10 protein-coding genes and 2 pseudogenes are annotated in these 18,002 nt (G+C 39.4%); all 12 read right to left on the reverse strand.

What is annotated here, in order from left to right:
- Window positions 1-1,159: 1,159 nt before the first annotated feature.
- The 12 genes and pseudogenes from KW850_RS23910 to KW850_RS23965 all read right to left on the reverse strand — a co-directional run bounded on the left by KW850_RS23910 (window position 1,160) and on the right by KW850_RS23965 (window position 17,925).
- On the reverse strand, window positions 1,160-1,753 hold the full coding sequence (locus KW850_RS23910) for a hypothetical protein (protein WP_218350263.1): 594 nt from the start codon (window positions 1,751-1,753) through the stop codon (window positions 1,160-1,162).
- A 202-nt stretch (window positions 1,754-1,955) separates the two neighbouring features.
- Window positions 1,956-2,624, reverse strand: coding sequence for a ribose-5-phosphate isomerase RpiA (gene rpiA, locus KW850_RS23915; protein ID WP_218350264.1), 669 nt, complete (start codon window positions 2,622-2,624; stop codon window positions 1,956-1,958).
- A 282-nt stretch (window positions 2,625-2,906) separates the two neighbouring features.
- Window positions 2,907-4,124, reverse strand: coding sequence for a glycosyl hydrolase family 18 protein (locus tag KW850_RS23920; protein ID WP_308128841.1), 1,218 nt, complete (start codon window positions 4,122-4,124; stop codon window positions 2,907-2,909).
- Window positions 4,125-5,713: 1,589 nt separating this feature from the next.
- Window positions 5,714-8,278 carry an outer membrane protein assembly factor BamB family protein gene (locus tag KW850_RS23925; RefSeq protein ID WP_218350265.1) on the reverse strand — a complete coding sequence of 855 codons (2,565 nt, stop codon included), beginning with the start codon at window positions 8,276-8,278 and terminating at the stop codon, window positions 5,714-5,716.
- Window positions 8,279-8,393: 115 nt separating this feature from the next.
- Window positions 8,394-9,485 carry a HupE/UreJ family protein gene (locus tag KW850_RS23930; protein WP_218350266.1) on the reverse strand — a complete coding sequence of 364 codons (1,092 nt, stop codon included), beginning with the start codon at window positions 9,483-9,485 and terminating at the stop codon, window positions 8,394-8,396.
- A gap of 491 nt (window positions 9,486-9,976) precedes the next feature.
- The gene (locus tag KW850_RS23935; protein ID WP_218350267.1) at window positions 9,977-10,177 is read right to left on the reverse strand and encodes a hypothetical protein; all 201 of its coding nucleotides are present in this window, start codon (window positions 10,175-10,177) and stop codon (window positions 9,977-9,979) included.
- 758 nt (window positions 10,178-10,935) lie between these two features.
- Window positions 10,936-12,381 (reverse strand): S8 family serine peptidase, encoded by a 1,446-nt coding sequence (locus KW850_RS23940; RefSeq protein WP_218350268.1) that lies wholly within the window; start codon window positions 12,379-12,381, stop codon window positions 10,936-10,938.
- Window positions 12,382-12,967: 586 nt separating this feature from the next.
- Window positions 12,968-13,302, reverse strand: a pseudogene (locus KW850_RS23945) (IS110 family transposase); the annotation flags it as partial.
- Between the two features lie 1,149 nt (window positions 13,303-14,451).
- A pseudogene (locus KW850_RS23950) lies at window positions 14,452-15,897 on the reverse strand (aldehyde dehydrogenase).
- A gap of 29 nt (window positions 15,898-15,926) precedes the next feature.
- The gene (locus KW850_RS23955) at window positions 15,927-16,379 is read right to left on the reverse strand and encodes a RidA family protein (protein ID WP_218350269.1); all 453 of its coding nucleotides are present in this window, start codon (window positions 16,377-16,379) and stop codon (window positions 15,927-15,929) included.
- Entirely contained in the window at window positions 16,376-17,386 is a 1,011-nt protein-coding gene (locus KW850_RS23960; protein ID WP_218350270.1) for an amidohydrolase family protein, read from the reverse strand. The genes KW850_RS23955 and KW850_RS23960 overlap by 4 nt, the downstream gene beginning before the upstream one ends.
- Window positions 17,383-17,925: a 3-hydroxyanthranilate 3,4-dioxygenase gene (locus KW850_RS23965; RefSeq protein ID WP_374226385.1), complete on the reverse strand. Its 543-nt coding sequence runs from the start codon at window positions 17,923-17,925 to the stop codon at window positions 17,383-17,385. The genes KW850_RS23960 and KW850_RS23965 overlap by 4 nt, the downstream gene beginning before the upstream one ends.
- Between the last annotated feature and the right edge of the window lie 77 nt (window positions 17,926-18,002).

Genomic DNA, 18,002 nt, shown 5'->3' on the forward strand with positions numbered 1-18,002 from the left:
TTCTAACATTATTTGATTACCGCTCAAATACCTTAGATTCTTATGTAGGTGCTAACTAGTTGCTTGGGTATTATTTGATCAGTTGAATTTCATAAATTTCTTCTCAAAAAGCAATTCCCAAAGAAATTTACGTCTAGTGCTTTTCATTAATTTGATAGTATTATAACATACTGAAAATTCTTGCAGTATATGTTATGTACTTTTTGTTAACAGCCTATTTTTATTTTTGATCTAGCAAGTCTACTTCCAGTACTATTTGAAGGGTACGTTTCGTATTGACAATTTAGAAATTCATGCCCTTCCACCCCTTTCTTTTTTTGAAATATTTATCTTTACTGGTCTGACAGTTGGTAAAACTCAACTACCTTTTCAAATAGAAAAAAGGTATCACTACAAATGTAGCTAGTACGCATAATTAGCGCCTGACTTCTGATGAAAGACAAAACCTTTTAAGTTTTTTAATGAACTGTCCTTCATAGAACTGATGAAGGACAAATCCTATAAAGATTTCTGATCAACTGTCTCTCATAACACTGATGAATGACAAATCCTATTAAAATTTATGATGAACTGTCTTTTATAACACCGATGAAGGACAAATCCTATTAAAATTTATGATGAACTGTCTTTCATAACACCGATGAAGGACAAATCCTATTAAAATTTATGATGAACTGTCTTTCATAACACCGATGAAGGACAAATCCTATGAAAATTTATAATGAACTGGCTTTCATAACACCGATGAAGGACAAATCCTATTAAAATTTATGATGAACTGTCTTTCATAACACCGATGAAGGACAAAACCTATGAAAATTTATGATGAACTGGCTTTCATAACACCGATGAAGGACAAAACCTATGAAAATTTATGATGAACTGGCTTTCATAACACCGATGAAGGTCAAGTCCAATAAAGATATCTAAAAAACTGTCCTTCATACCGCCGATGAAGGACATAACTTAATGACATTCCTGATGAATTGTCCTTCATAAAATTAATGAGGGACAAAAACTACATTACACCTGGTTGGATAGATTATTTTTTATGTGTGAATTAAGAAGTAAATTCATATGTGTTTTTGTATGATTATTAGTCCGTCTGCACTTCAAGACAGAACCCGTTCCTAAAAATGGCTACCTTTTTTAACGTTTCTTATAATGGGCTTGGTGGAAGGACTGTGAAGGGTGGAATAATTGGATTTGTTGGAAAGAACTGATGATGCAACACTGTATTGCCTTCTTGTGGAACTCCATTACTACTCAAACCAAAACTACTGCATAACAAATTTACAGGATTAGGAGCGACGATACGAACTTCATAGCATGGACTTGGCGGAAGGGTTGGAGCAGGAGGAAATGCTAAAATTGTTAATCGACTTTGTGCTGGAATTCTGAAAAAGAGAGGTGTAGTGATTGGCGGAAATGCATCAGGTATATCTTGAATTACTACACTAGCTACAGGACTAGCTTCAGTTTCACCTGCAAAATTGTTATCGCTGCTTTCGTTGTCACTACTTTCATCATCTGTAGGTAAATCTACAGGATTTAATTGTACCCCACAAAGGAATACAAACTTCCCTAGTTCACTAGGAGGACAGGTTGTCCAGTTTTTCACCTCAACAATTACGTCTCTTGAATGGTTAGGGTCTACATTCAGAATTTCGACAGATATTAACTCCGTATTAGGATTAGGTACAATTGGACCTGAACTTAGTACTACATTATGTTTATGTTTCTTTATATGCAATAAATAACACCTCTTTTCCTTACGTACTGAAATATCATATTAACTTTCCTTAAATGTGAAACGGCTTATTACCCGAATTAATAGTTATATGATGTGAACAATGATATTTTTTAAGGCAAAACGATATTGTAAAGACAAAAAATAGCTAAAGAGAGAGATTCAAATAAGTCTCTCTCGTTTAGAGAACTTAAGCACAATGATATTACCTTGTTAACATGACAACCTTGTTATCTCGTTCCATAGTAATGACAAGATCAGTCATTCCAACAAATAATCCATTTTCTACAACTCCGGGAATCATGTTAAGCTTTTGTTCTAATATTTCAGGGCGATAGTAATCTGGAAAATGGCAGTCAAAAATATAATTCCCATTATCGGTAATAAACGGAGTGGCGCCGTTTTGGCGGATTTCTGGGACGAAACCAATAGCTCTAATATGTCTTTCCGTCATTTCAAATCCATACGGTAACACTTCTACCGGAAGTCGAAACGCCCCTAATTTCTCTACTCTTTTTGACGTATCTGCTACAACAATAAATTTCTTGGCCGCTTTCGCTATGATTTTCTCTCTTAACAGTGCACCGCCTCCACCTTTAATCAGTTCCAAATCAGGATTGATCTCATCTGCCCCATCAATTGCAATATCTATACCTTCGATTTCACTGAAGCTCGTAAGTGGAATGCCCCATTCTTTTGCCAATTCTTCCGTTTGAACAGAGGTTGGGATACCTTTTATATTAAGACCTTCCTTCACTAACTGGCCAAGCTTTTGAATGGTATAGAAAACTGTCGATCCCGTACCAAGCCCCACAATCATGCCATCTTTTACAAACTCTGCTGCTTTTTCACCGACTATTTGTTTTTCGTTCATTTTGACACCTACTTTTATAAATTTTTACTAATTCATATTATAGACTACAACTATTGATTTCATTTTTTAGAAAGGTTTATATGAATGATGCTCCACTTAATATAGTAAATCTTATCCATCACAAAAACGCCCTTCATGTTTTTGGGTATAGTTAGTCCTAAAAACATAAAGGGCGTTTTTTCATTCCGTCTAATAAATTGCACATGAGAAATAATTAATAGCTCAAAATGGGTCAGTCCCCCGGTGCGTTAAAGCTTTAGTTCACCAGGGGACCTCTCTTCATCATTTTTTTACTTTTATTTTATCGGGTATGGCCTTCCAGTACATAGGGTCTTCTAAGCCGAGTCTCCAAATCCCGATTCCTTGTAAGTTATATTTTTCCACAAGGTTTAGTTTAAACCGCAGACTGTAACTGTTCTCAAACCAGGCCTCGTGAACATGTTTTTTTACATCGACATAACCGAAATGAGGTGTTTGCGAACGGGGGTCCCACAAAATTTCAGCTTTATATTTTGTTTTACGCCCCATCAACAGTGCATAGGAGCAATAAGAGGCTTTTTTAGCTGTTTTGTCCCAGTCCCATCCATAACCAGCGATACCGAGTAAAATTTTTGATGGTGGTACTCCTTTATTCAATGCATAACGAATCGTTGCTTCAGTCCAATCAACAGATGCCGTTGACCCGGGTGTTGTGTGTGCGTTGTGTTCATCGTAGGTCATAATCATTAACCTATCTGCAAATTGACCAAGCTTCGCGTAATCAAACCACGGTGACCAGGGATTAGCACGCGAATCACCTGTGTTTGCCGGAACTGAAACCGTGACTACTTTTCCATCACGATGCAGAGTATCACACAATTTTTTAATCATCAAACTAAAGGTATCTCTGTCTTTTAAATACAAATTTTCCATGTCTATATTAATACCGTCATAACTGAACTGTTTCATTTCATTTCGTACATTTTGAATGAAAACACTTCGACTTTTATCGTTATCAAGTACATTACTCGCTACTTGCTTGCCCTTCTCCAGGGTTTCATAAAAGAGGTTGTGAACAACTAGATATACCTTCACATGTTTTTCATGAGCGCTTTGAATAACCTTCCTCTTATGAGCTGCTGTAACGGAATCTATAAGTCTGCCTGGACGCTTATCATCAAGCTTGTACCAAAAGGGTGCAATGATGCTTAAATTGGTGAATTGCGAGTTAACTGTAGGTTGAGAACCAGGATAACTTCCTTCCTGCTCTGTGTAAAACCCTAAAACTTCACGAGGAATTTTATTAATATTGTGTACCCGAACTCTCTGGTCGGGCGTTTCTGAATACCTTGGATGAAAATCCTGCATATTCTCTGGGGATGGCTTTTCGATACCGTAAGTATTTTCTCGAACACTATTTGGGCTGCCATTTTTTATTTGTGAATGACTGCAGGATGACATTAGTAAAAAGACCATGCCTAAAGAAATTATGGTGAATAACTGATGACAGTTCCGCGACACCTATTACACCCACTTCTCAAATTTGTTTATTTCTTAAGTTGATGAGAAAAGGTATTATTTATTCACGCCCGCCAAATATTTAAGTATCGGTGGCCAACTATCCATCAGGCAATTTATTGGGACATATAACGGGTCCTCTGTAAGGTGTAAGTGTTCCCAACTAGGGTTAAATGCAGGATGAATCATGAAAAGGTTCCAGAAATTATTCTCCTTTTTCTATTTCTAAAAAAGCTTGATAAGCGACCTCACGAACGAGTTTTTGGGTATTCGTTCGATAATAAACTATGAAAATTCTTGAACACTTCCCTGCTTTAATCACTTTTCATGCTTTGTTTAAAGCCAATACAATAATGGGAGACTGACAATGTCTCAATTAGTAAGCTGGGAGATGCAGGGTCAGATCGCTATCATAAATTTCAATAACCCTCCTACCAATGCTGCAAATGGGAAATTAATAGATTAAAGGGGATGAGAAAAAAGAAAATGTGACAAAAATTAAACTTTTTGATGAAGCTAGTAAAAGAATCAAAGCACAGCCTTTTCCGTCCATCGCAATTGTTTCTGGCTTTGCTTTAGGAGAAGTAGTCGCATGCATCTCTCCTAACGTAAATACCAATACGCAAGTTCTTCCCCATAACCCACCTGTCCTGGTACGCAGGTCTCAAGCAGTTTTGAAGTTTGCTGGCACCTGTTTTTATAGTATCTTCATGTACCTTCAAGTAGTGATAAATCAAGCTTTCTTGCTTTCTAATGTTATCTTGTGATTTGTAATTTTAAAAATTTGGGCACCAAGCATGGCACCAAAGCAGCCCGAAGGAATCCCCCAGATATAAACACAACTCTGTCAAGGTTGTAAAGTGAATCCGATTATAAAATATTAATTATGAAAACGTTGATATCATAGACTTTAATTTTACCTTATTATGATTTGAACAGATGTAGTTGGTGGCAGTATGATTGATTTTGCACCCATATGGCCAGCGCCTCCACATGTTTGGAGTGCTGATTTTAGTATAAGATAATATTGACGGATGTAGCTTTTTGTATCTTAACGAAAAATAATCAGTTCCCCATTAAAAAAGGGAGAACTACCTTAAAAAAATTCGCCTTTTATCGCTGTTTTCCCAGTTTACTTTAAATATATTCTAATTAAAAGAAATGTCAGGAGGACAAACTCATTAAACCTTTTCTTAGCAGTCATAAGCTTAACAAACTTCCATCGAATGTCAGGATATTTGAATCAACCTTGGTTTTCTTTTTCTACCTTCTCTAATTACCTAGTTTCGGCTAAACGTTTTTTGGCATAACCTTTGTTTTCATAAAAATAACATCCAATGAATAATTATTTGGAGGTTGAAGGAAACGTTCTTTACAGTCTTGACAGTAGATAGGCGTGAGATTGTGAAGGAATATGTAAAAACTTTGATCAAAATAAAGTTTCGTGAATTTAGAAAAAAACATATTTTTCCCAAAAAAGAAAACCCTTTTAAAAAGAGTTTTCCATGAGAAATATCACCTTCACCCTTTCAGATGAAATGTTTAGTCTAGTTATCACTTATTAATGGGATTCATGTATTTCATTATCATATTTATTTTGAAGTAAAAGCATACAAATTTCCATCAAACGCACCCACTACGAGTGTATTACCCGAAATGGCCGGAGAGGAAGCTACAGGTGCTCCAATGTTGAATTTCCATGTAGGTTCTCCAGTATTCCGGTTCAATCCGTAAAGGAAACCATCATTGGAACCGATATAGACCGTATTCCCGCTTACAGCCGCAGAAGATACAATTCCTCCTTGCGTTTCAAACTTCCACTTCTTTTCGCCCGTATTGGCGTCGAATGCAGCGACTTGGCCATCAGGGAATCCCATATACACCATCCCTTTTGATATAGCTGGTGAAGAAGGGGTTATCTGGCGTGGCATATATTTTCCAACGCCTTCAAGTGAATCAGGGCTCTGGTAAGTCCAATTCGTCGTTCCATCCATTGCCTTAACAGAAGCAAGGATACCTGTTCTGAACCCTACATAAATATTACCATTGTCCAATGCTGCCGCAGAGTGAGACCAGCTGGACAGGCTCGGACGTTTCTTCCAGATGAGATTTCCTGTTTTCGCATCCATCGCATAGAGATAACTACTGCCGGCAATCGTATAAAGTTTCCCGTTTTCCACTACCGGTGAGGCTGCAATGAATTGGTCGTTTTCCATCCGCTTATCCCATAACGTTTCCCCTGTTTCTCCTTTCAGGGCAATCATGAAACTGCCATTAAGGGTGCTATACCCCTGGTAAACGATACCGTCGGCAACCGTTGGGGAAGAGTACATGCGGCCGCGCTGAATACCGTCCTGTTCCATGCCGATCTTTTTCTCCCATAATAATGTTCCAGTTTCATTATTTACGGCATAAATGGTTCCCCTTACGGATGAAGCATAGACAATCCCATTAGAGACAGCAGGGGAAACCTGAACTTGAGCATTTGTTTTTAACTGCCAACGTTGCTTACCCGTTGCCAGGTCAATTGACAGAATGCTGTTCTCTTCTACATCGTTCTCATCCCTTGTTCCAATATACACGGAGCCATCCACGATAGATGGAGATGAGGTAATAATGGAACCCGGCGTTTGATAGCTCCAGGCAAGATTTAAATTTGGCGAAAGTACATCTGGGGACTCACCAGTATGTTTAACATTGCCCTTAAACATCGACCAATCGGTACCACCCTTAGGGATCACAGGAGTGTTTTTCTCCGAAATTTGGAATGTAGACTTCTTCTCCCAGCTATGACCTTCTGAGTCTGTGGCACGAACTTCCAATTGATGCTCACCTGGTTCTTCTTTGGCGGCATTCCAAGCTGAGGACCAAGTGAATTCACCACTTTGTTTTGACTTTTGCCATGGATCATTATCAATTCGGAATTCCACTTTTTCAACTGTACTTGTAGAATTAAAAACATTGAACTGCACTTTTGTTTTACTGTTAGGAATCTCTCTACCTGGAGCTGGATGAATAACCGTCAGGCTGTCTTTGATCCCGAACATTTTAAATTCCGTTTCGATTTTGTCTTCCTTCATATTAATAAGACGATACCCCGATGGTGTAAAATCGTTTGTATTGGAATTGGTGGAACTGGTGACGATATTTTTCGCACCAGGGATTACTTCACCGGACACATCGTTGATATGAGTATGTCCACTCAACAACAGCTTCGTGTTGTACTTGGCGAGAACATCCAAGAAATCCTTCGTTCCATTAACAGGAGTATCAGGCGCATTTAGTTGGATATGCGCTACCGCTACTACTTGTTTATCTTTGGCATTCATCTCCAGATCCTGCTTTAGCCATTCCAGCTGCTCAGGCTGGGTGAAGCCCAGATGGTTTTCCAGTATGACAAAATGCTTGTTGCCATAATCAAACGAATACCACTCAGGTCCAAAATATTCACGATACCGTTCAACGCGTGATCTGTAATCCGGGCCCGACGTGATGTCATGGTTCCCTGGCGCAGGATAGAACGGCAATTCAGAAGTGGCCGTAGCAGCGGTGTAGTCCTTAAATTCTTCATCGGTTGCATAGTAAGTCAAATCACCGTTAACCAGCACGAAATCAGCGGAACCTTTCAGTTTGTTCAGTTGCGCCACTTCATTCATAAATTTTTCGCGATTGTTGATACTGCTGTCTTTAACATGTACATCGGCTAAGTTGGCAAAGGTGAATTTCTCTTTGCTCGTTTCAGGGGAAGCGATTAAGTTGAAATCCTGGACCCTTTTTTCATCGGCTTTCAGGTCTTTCAAGTCCCTGTAAAACATCGGTGTCATGTTAGCGTCCGTTAGAACCTTGTACCCGCTTGGGACAGTGATGAAAACGATGTCGGACAACCTTCTTTCAGGATTGATATCCAAGGAATATTCTCCGTTTTCATCTGTCCTGGTTATTTGAGACCCGTCAGAAACACTGACATTCGGAATCCCATTTTCCCTTGCATCCTGGACTCCATTGCCGTTTTTGTCCACATACACCGTTCCTGTAACGGTGGCAAATCCATTATCCGCGAGAACTGGCTTGATGAAGACGGATAAAGCCAATCCAGCCATGCCAACAGCGACGAACGGCTGCATTTTCTTTCTTAATTTACAAAACTTCTGTTGCATCTTTCATTTCTCCTTTACCTGTTTTCTCCCCTAAGTGAATCTATGTATGGGTGGTTCCGGATAATTTGTTTGGCCTTTAGGCATTCCCCCTTTCAGTAATGTGTCCACAAAGTTCTCATCCAAAGAAACGCTGTACGTACCAAACAAAGCCAAATAAACTGATTGCGGCCGACGCCGTACCCTGTATCATGCTGCCCCACTTGTTTCTGCGAACCAGCAGAATAACAGGGAACATGATTAGAAGAATCATTGCTTGTCCACCCTCTACTCCCAGGTTAAAACATAGGATCGATAACAGTGTTCGAAGTGAAAGATCTCCCGTTATTTCCAGTCCTCCCGAAAATCCCAAACCATGAATGAGTCCGAAGCCAAATACAATCCACAACCGGTAACGACCGGAAGGGAAAAATAGATATTCAAAGGCTACGAACACAATACTGAGAGCAATCAAAGGCTCTACAAGGTCAGGCGAGACCGAAACCAAATGCAAGGCACTAAGCCCAAGGCTTACACTGTGTGACAAGGTAAAGACGGAAACCACTTTCATTACATCTTTTAACGTTTTGGAACATAACAGCAAAGCAATCACAAACAAGATATGGTCTAAGCCGATAAGTATATGGTGGAAGCCCAGCTGTACAAAGCTTTTTACTTGTCCCCAAAGAGTCCCCTTACCCAATTGGAATGTTCTTTCCTTAGCTGTTAAAATAAATTCGCCCGTTTCAGTTCCGAGCTCATAATGAGCAATGTTTCGGTGCAGGCGGTCATTGTCATCGAAGAAAATATTGTAATGAATTTCAACTGTTTTCTTGGACACATCCTGAATAGGAAAGTCGATATCAATCCTTGCGTAGCTCAACTCTCCTTCTTGTTTAAGTCCCATATCAGAAATTTCTCCGTGTGTTTTAACTCCGTCTGCAAAAACCTCAAGATTCCGAGACAAATAGTCTTCGATTCCCGTTTTCTTCCTGCTTAGGACACCCGACAACTCAGCCTCTTTCATTTCGGGAAGATTTCCAAGATCTACTACTCTCCCCAATTCAAAAATGTCTACTGATAGTTCATAATGAAGAACTCCTGCCCCTGCCGTTATGTTTGACTTACCCTGACTGTTATCTGTATGGGCATCAACAGAACTTGGAATCTGGATTAAGCTAAATAGGATGAAAAAGATTGCAGCAAACCAGGTTGTTACGGATGATCTCATGTTGTTTCTCCTTTTCTAGATATTCAAATACTAGTAGCAACTATTATTTTTTTATAGTTATCCAACGTGAATTCAAACACTGTGTATGCATCTTTACCGTAGAAAAATAGTATTTTTTCTACAGTTGTTCCCTTTTGTTACCTATGTACATCGCTGACTACTGCTTGGATTGACGGTACTAGATTTACAGCTTGGATAACAGGCTACTCAAATAGTTTAAATATAGATTTTGATAATCCTCATTTCCACTCCTATCCTTGTTTGTTCACATACACTTTAATGCATGAATGTAAAGAGGAAACTGAGAGATTGTAAAGTGTATGTTAATATTTGCTTTCTCTTAAAACTTCTTGTAAGCGATCAGGGAAGTTTGTGAACATTCCTGTTACTACCCAATCAAGTAGGAGTTTTAACTCGAATGTTAGTGGTTGTTAGTCGAAGTCCTTTCTCATCGAGAATGAAGTTAACCCACTCAAGGAATACTTCAAGCGTCATTTGCTCTCTTTTGATTTGTCTTGAGCCAGATAATCTAGTAACAATTGATAGTGATTCTGATACTCTTCGATAGTGTGGAAAGCTAAACCCCCAGACTGTTTAAACCACTTGAACCTCACAAACATTTCAAACATTGTGAAGCTCGCCGTGACATTTCTTGATGTTGTAAATCTTCCATGTTTCACACTTTTATCCATACAAAAAACCTCCCAATTATAATAATTTGAAGGCCTAGAACACACCAGTTTTAACTTCTCGGGTTCACACAGTTTCGTTCAAATTTACAAAAGATTTTGGAGGTAAGAAAAAATGTAATTGATTAAAAACCTTAGATTGGCGGGACTGCCTGGGAATCGAACCCAGCTAGCCTGTCACAGCAGGCACTGTCAAAGTAAATTTGCATTTAGAAGCTAACACTATGACCATTGAATGGGAATAGGGATTAGTAAAATGCCAACAGACTCAAAGTCTGTTGGTTTTTTTTATACAGAAAAGGCCCTCCATCGGTTGATGAAAGACCTTTTTATAATTGATTTTAAAGCGCAGATGTTGCAGAGTTTTTTCCCTTATTACATCAAGCCGCCCATTCAACTTGAATTTAAATAGTAAAAAATAATAATAAAAAAGCTACTCAAATGGTTTTTTATAAGGTTGTTAATAAAACTTTTTTAATTAATATCTAAAAATTTTGCGGACAAACTTGCGGACAAAATACAGTGATACAATTAGTGATGACATTGAACACGATATTCCATAAACATTCTTTTAAGAAACGAGAAACCCTTTGGGTTTCTCGTCACTCTGAACAAGAGGCCATAAGCTTCTTGTTTTTTTCTTATTTTCTTTGTTTAGACAAACAAATCCCTTCTCTTTGTATCGTACTCGATAAGGGATCTTATTTTAAGCAGTCTTTATTTACTGCAAACTTATTTTTTCAGTATTTTTCTATGAAAGATTATTTGCTTGTTAGTGCGTTATAAATGTTTGCTTCACCAGAACCGAACAATGGATCTTGTCCTGGTTTTCCTAAGTCCACAGCCGTTTGACGAAGAGATGCTTGCACTTGTGCAGGTGTATACTCAGGATGCGCTGCTTTAATGACACCCGCAATACCGGCAACCTTAGGAGCCGCCATGGAAGTACCATGTAAGAGCGCATACCCTCTCAAGTTAGACGTTACGTTTGGAGCTAAGTAAGTCGGCCATGTAGAAAGTGTACGATACATGAAATCACGCTTACTCAATATCTCCGCTGTTGGAAAATCACGGTATAAGGTAGGATTTTCACGAAATAACGCGTCATACACTGGACCGTTGTCTCCGCCAGGTCCCGCTACATCAATCACGCTTCCGTAGTTTGAATAGAACGCGATCGAATCATTTGACCATTTGTTTGATGAAGAAACGGTTACAACACCAGGAATTTGCGCAGGTGCTACACGAGAAGGACCTTTAATATCTAGACCGTATTTCGCCCAGTAGGACTGCATATCCTGCAAACTATTCAAGTCGCGAGAGTCGTTTCCTGCAGACACTACAACCGTCACACCCTTTTTCGTTGCGTACTGCAAGGCACGGTGGTACGCAACCATAGATGCAGATTCACCTTTCTCATCCAAGTTATTTGCTATCCAACGCCATCCGCCAAGACTCATGTTGATAACAGCTACACCATCATTAGCAGCTGCTACGATTGCGTCTGTAATCCAAGATTCCTCTGCACCACCAGTTGCTCCGAATACACGGTAGGAACGTACCTTCAGGTTTGGCCCCACCCCGAACACCTTACCATTCCCTGCAATGGAACCAGCAACGTGTGTACCATGACCGTTTTGGTCCCACGCATCCTTTGTTCCTGGAACGAACGTTTTACTTCCGGCTAAATCAGCATTTTCTTTTAGGTCTGGGTGGTTAAAGTCCAACCCTGTATCGATAATTCCAACTACTGTATCTTGATTTCCTTTATTAATATCAAATGATTTAAAATCATTTGTAACGCGTTTCACGTCCCATTGGTACTCATGATAGTTTTGATTTGGATTGTTCCAATCCGGTTGTGGGATCGTCGTGATCGGCATTCCGTCTGCCGGATTCGGATCATCTTCTAAATATACTTCTAATTCTTTCTCCGCAGCTTGTACATTAGTATCTTGTTTTATAGAAGATAGAAACGCTGGATCAGAAGAAGCCGCTTCTAAAATTCCAATTTCTTTAATAACGCGCTCTACTTTACCACCTGCCTTAGTTACAGTTTCTGAGAAATTAGATGGAAGATTTCCTTTGTAAGCAATTAAATAACGAGTCGTTTCCTCAGAAGCTCTTGCTTTGTCTGTATTGAGCCCCGTAAACAAAGAGAATGTGAGTGCTGAACATACTGATAACATGGCAACTTTCTTTTTCAATCTTTACCCCTCCTAGAGATGAATTATAATATCGGCAAGATTGATTTTATCAGAAAATTAATTAAATTCATATAAAACAGTCAACGAAAATATTTGAAATATTCAGTCTGAATTGGTTGTTGACAAACTAAATAGTCGTACTCCAAGTGCTTCCTCCCGATTTTTTAAAATTTTAAAGACACTTTAATTAATAACCCACTGATTTACCAGGCTTCTTAACGTTTTATGTAAACAGGATAAAATACTATTATATATGTTTTGTGATTAAAATGTGGTCAGATTTTTGGTCAAAAAAACTGCCCAAATGGTAGCTCTAATAACTTTTTTTCGATTAAATTCCAACAAGCCCTATTTATTTACTACAGGTGTTATTGGATAGAAAGCAACGTCATTAAATCATGTTTTGTTATTCCATGATGTAAACAAAGCTCTTCGATAACCTCTATAGCCCAATCCCTTATTGCCTGAATTGCCTGAGTAGGAGTCCATACTACATTTTGCTGATCTCGATGATAAGCACTAAGTAAGCCAGGTAATATTTCTAAGTATAAAGAAAGAAGTACTTCTGGTTCCCTACCTAATCTCTATTGTCACGATTCTCTTTATTCCTTTTTACCAAGTGGGGATTTACCGTAACTACCTCAATGTTTTGTTTATCCAGCCATTTGGATAGGTTAATCCAGTAATGTCCCGTAGGTTCCATCCCCACTATTGTTGAATCTAAGTTTTTTAGTTTTTGTAAGTTTTGAATCCACTTTAATAGTTTAACGAACCCCTAAGAGGATCACCAACTACAATTCCACGGAAGTTAACAGCTCGAGCAACGTGTAATTGTTGGGCAATATCCACACCTACAATTAGATGTATATCGGAAATTCTTTCTATTAGTTGATTTTGTTTGTCTTGCATTTTAAAATTCATATTAGGGCTTCCTCCATAAGACTCTGAGTTAGATTGGACTCTATACTCGTATCTTACTGAGGGGCTCTATTTTTTTTAAACCTGATATTTAACGATCTACAGGAATGCTAAACTGCCCCGTTAGCCATCCATGAATCGAAAAATCATCTCTTCACCACAAAGAATGAAAGTAGGATTTTTATGGCCATACTGATATTGCGGCATGAGGTTTAATTTTAGGCTCAGCTTTTTTAAAAATTATAATTGCTGGGTCTACTTTAGCATTGTCTTTTTTAGATTTTCACTGTTTTGTACTTTCATGGTAGCCATCCATGAATCGAAAAATCATCTCTTCACCACAAAGAATGAAAGTAGGATTTTTATGGCCATACTGATATTGCGGCATGAGGTTTAATTTTAGGCTCAGCTTTTTTAAAAATTATAATTGCTGGGTCTACTTTAGCATTGTCTTTTTTAGATTTTCACTGTTTTGTACTTTCATGGTAGTGAAAGAAGAAAAAGCTGCGAAAATGACAGCTTCAGTTCCCGTTTCATTATCACAAGATTACTTGTGAAAATGAAACGGAAAAAAATTGAAAAAACTATTCCAGTTCCAAATCGTCTTTTACTGCAATGTTTACCAATGTAATAAAAGCTATCGCCGCCAGCGCCAGGGATGAAATTTTTCCCGTTTCTGTTCCCATCTCATCCGTAAAAATATGTTTATAATATTTGCCAACTACTTCTTTAATTGTTCCATTTGCGTTGCTCCCACCTAATACGTCAATGCACTTATCACATTCTTAATCCCATCTGGTAAGCTATCCTGTTTTTGATTAACGTTCTGGATCATCTCCTGGCGGGTCTTCCCGTGGGTCATCTGGTAGTGGCTGGTAGTTGCTCCATGCAGGAGGAAGGAACTCGAACTTCCCACTCGCCTTTAAGAGTTACTCCCAGTACACTGAGTTACGGAAACCATCAAAGTGACCAGATCTTGAAAAACTTTTGGCAGGTATCATTCAAATAGAGCCACCTCGATTACGAAATCGTGAGCCACTGAATTTCAAAACTGCCCATCTTTTTTGTCCTAAGTAGTTACTAACAATGTCCCAAGAGAATGGTTCTCTCGGGACATTAAAATTTTTGATCGTAACATAAAATGCACTTTTTTTATTTTTTCAATGTAATAGTCTTTGCTTCAGTATAAAAATCAAAGCTGTGACGGCCACCTTCACGTCCGATTCCACTTGCTTTTGCGCCGCCAAATGGTGTCCTAAGGTCACGTACGTACCAGCAATTCACCCATAATAAACCTGAGTGAATTTTTGAGGTCACACGATGGCCGCGTCTTAAATCATTTGTCCAAACGACACCAGCAAGGCCATAGATGGAATCATTGGCAATTTGGATCGCTTCTTCTTCCGTTTTAAATGGAATAACTACCGGAACAGGTCCGAAGATTTCTTCCTGGGCAACTCTCATTTTATTATTTACATCATATAGAACGGTCGGCTCATAGAAATTTCCATCAGACAGTTATGTAATTCTTTTACCACCATAAGCAAGTTTCGCACCTTCTGCAAGGCCGATTTGCACATATTCGTCCACAGATTGCAAATGTCCTTTTGACACAAGTGCACCCATATCGGTTGCTTCATCGGTTGGATCGCCAACTTTAATTTTCTTAACGGCTGCTACAAACTTATCTAAAAAATGATCGTAGACACTTTCTTGAACAAGAATTCGGGAACCGGCTAAACAAATTTCGCCTTGGTTGCGGAAAATCGCTTCAATCGAACCGGCAACTGCTTCATCCAAATCGGCATCTTCAAAAACGATATTAGCGGATTTCCCCCCCAACTCCAATGAAACAGGGATTAAATTTTCAGATGCATTCCGCATAACGGTTTTACCTGTATTGGATTCTCCAACGAAAGAGATTCTCCGAACGAATGGATGAGAAGCCATAACGGTACCAACTGAACCGCCAGGGCCGGTGATGATATTCAACACGCCAGGAGGCAGTCCCGCTTCATTGGCAATCTCTCCAAGCAACACAGCACTTAATGGTGTATAGGATGCCGGTTTAATGACGACAGTATTTCCCGCTGCCAATGCGGCAGAAGCTTTCCATGTCATTTGCATAAACGGCAGATTCCATGGGATGATCAAACTGGTCACACCCGCTGGTGCATATTGTACATAAGACATATGGCCGCTCATGTCAAAGTGCTCATGAACCATATATTTCGCCATTTCGGCAAAGAAACGGAAATTTGATGCAGCGCGCGGAATATCGAACCCGCGGCTTTCCTTAATCGGCTTTCCGACGTCTAATGTTTCGACCAAGGCTAATCTATCAACATTTTCCATGATTAAATCGGCCATTCTGCAAAGGATTTTCGATCTTTCCTCAACAGGCATATTGCTCCAAACCCCGCTCGCAAAAGTGCGCTGTGCCACTTCTATCGCAAGATTGGCATCCTCCACTCCGCCATTGGCAACTGAAGCATGCTTTCTATTTGTCGCCGGATTATAGGAATCAAATGTTTCCCCTGAAAGTGCGTCTCGGTATTCTCCATCTATAAAAAGTTTAGCATCTTGAATAATAATGATATTTTCTGCAGTTAACCCTTTCGACACATTTACTCCTCCTCTATCTCAATAACCATTTCAATTTCTATAGCTGTATTGTTTGGCAATTGTGCCATGCCAACTGCTGAGCGGCCGTGCTTCGCTTTTTCGCCAAACACCTTCATGATCAGGTCAGATGCGCCGTTCATGACCTTCGGCTGGTCGGTAAATTCTTCCGTACTGTTGACCATTCCGAGTACCTTGACGAACTGCTTTACTTTGCTTAGTTCGCCAATTTCATTTTTCACAACACTTAAAAGGTTTAACATTGACTGTTGTGCAGCTAAATAGCCTTCTTCTACCGTTAAATCCCGGCCCAATTTCCCGTGGTACTGGTCGACACCTTGACCTGCGGTAAAAATTAGATTTCCCGTTCTAACACAACCCACATAGTCTCCGTGTGCAGGCCGTAATGCCGGTAATTCCAGCCCTAATTCAGCCAGCTTTTCTTCTGGTGTACTCATGATTTAACCTCTTCCTTTACTTTTACATTTAAAAAGGCAAGTGCATTTTTTCCTAAAATCGCCTGTTTTTGTTCTTCTGATAGTTCAAGAGTATCATCCACTACTTTTCCAGGAGGAATCTCTCTTAGTAAAAATGGATAATCGGATCCCATGACAATTTTTTCATGGCCGAAACGTTCTACTAAATATTTAATGTTTAATGGATCGTAGTTTAGTGAGTCAAAGTAAAAGTTTTTCGCATAATGGCTTGGCGGCTTGCTGATAACGCGCAAGTGCGGCCATACCTTCCAGACTTGATCAAGACGCGGAAGGATATATGGGAAAGACCCGCCACCATGGGCGAAACAAACTTTTAGTTTAGGGAATTTCTCCATTACACCGCCGCAGATTAAGCTAGCGGCAGCAAGAGCTGTTTCACTAGGCATGCCTATCGTGTACATAAAATTATGGCGCGGCATCCGTTCTCTGCCTAATGTTTCCCATGGGTGAACAAACAACGGTACTTCCCATTTTTCAGCCGCTTCGAAAAACTTCGTAAATGCCGGATCATCGAGATTTTTCCCGTTCACATTTGTTCCGATTTCAATTCCTTTTAAGCCAAGCTCATGAATGCACCGATCCATTTCACGAATGGAGGTTTCCACATCCTGCAGCGGCACTGTACCCAGACCAATGAAGCGGTCTGGATACATATTCACGGTTTCTGCAATAAAATCATTTTGGATTTTTGACATTTCTTCCGCAGCTTTCGGATCTGCCCAATAAGAGAATGTGACCGGAATAGGTGACAATACCTGAATATCTACCCCTTCTTCATCCATATCCTTGATTCTCTTTTCAGGATCCCATACCTGGTCCGTTACATCACGGAACACCTTACCAGCGACCATAATATTGGCACCACAGGAGCAGGTCTTCTCAAGTGTCGGCCAGCGTTCGCCTCCAAATTTTCCCTTAAAGTTTGGAATATCTTCTGGGATGATGTGTGTATGAAAATCTACTCTCATTTCCACAAACCTACTTCTTCGGACATTACATGACCGCATTTTTCACAAGTGCGAAGATCTTTGCTGCTGTTGAATTCTTCAATGGCTCCTTTTACTTGTGTTTCAATATCTGTTAATTGAACAGTTTTACGGTGCATTTCTTGATCACAGTTATCACAGAACCAAACGAAATCCTCTAGTTCTCCTTCTTCGCGCTTGCGTTCAATAACAAGGCCGTAAGTGTCTGCAACACGGTGCGGAGAATGTGGCACGTTTGCAGGAAGCATAAATACTTCTCCTTCTTTAACAGTTACAACTTCACGCTTTCCGTTATTAATAACCTCAACATAGCAATCACCTTTAATTTGGTAGAAGAATTCATCGGAAGGATCCACATGGAAATCGCGGCGTCTGTTCGGTCCGCTAAGAATCATACAGATAAACTCGGAATCTTCCCAAAGAACTTTATTATTTACAGGCGGCTTCAACTGATCCTTATTTTCTTCAATCCATTTTAATAAATTAAACGCTTTCAACTTGGTCATAGTCGCTTTTGCCATTTTATTATTCCTCCATTTTTTTATTCTATTTTTTATTAGTAAACTGCAAGATAGGAATCTTGGAATTTACTAATATC

The sequence above is a fragment of the Bacillus sp. sid0103 genome, assembly GCF_019219025.1.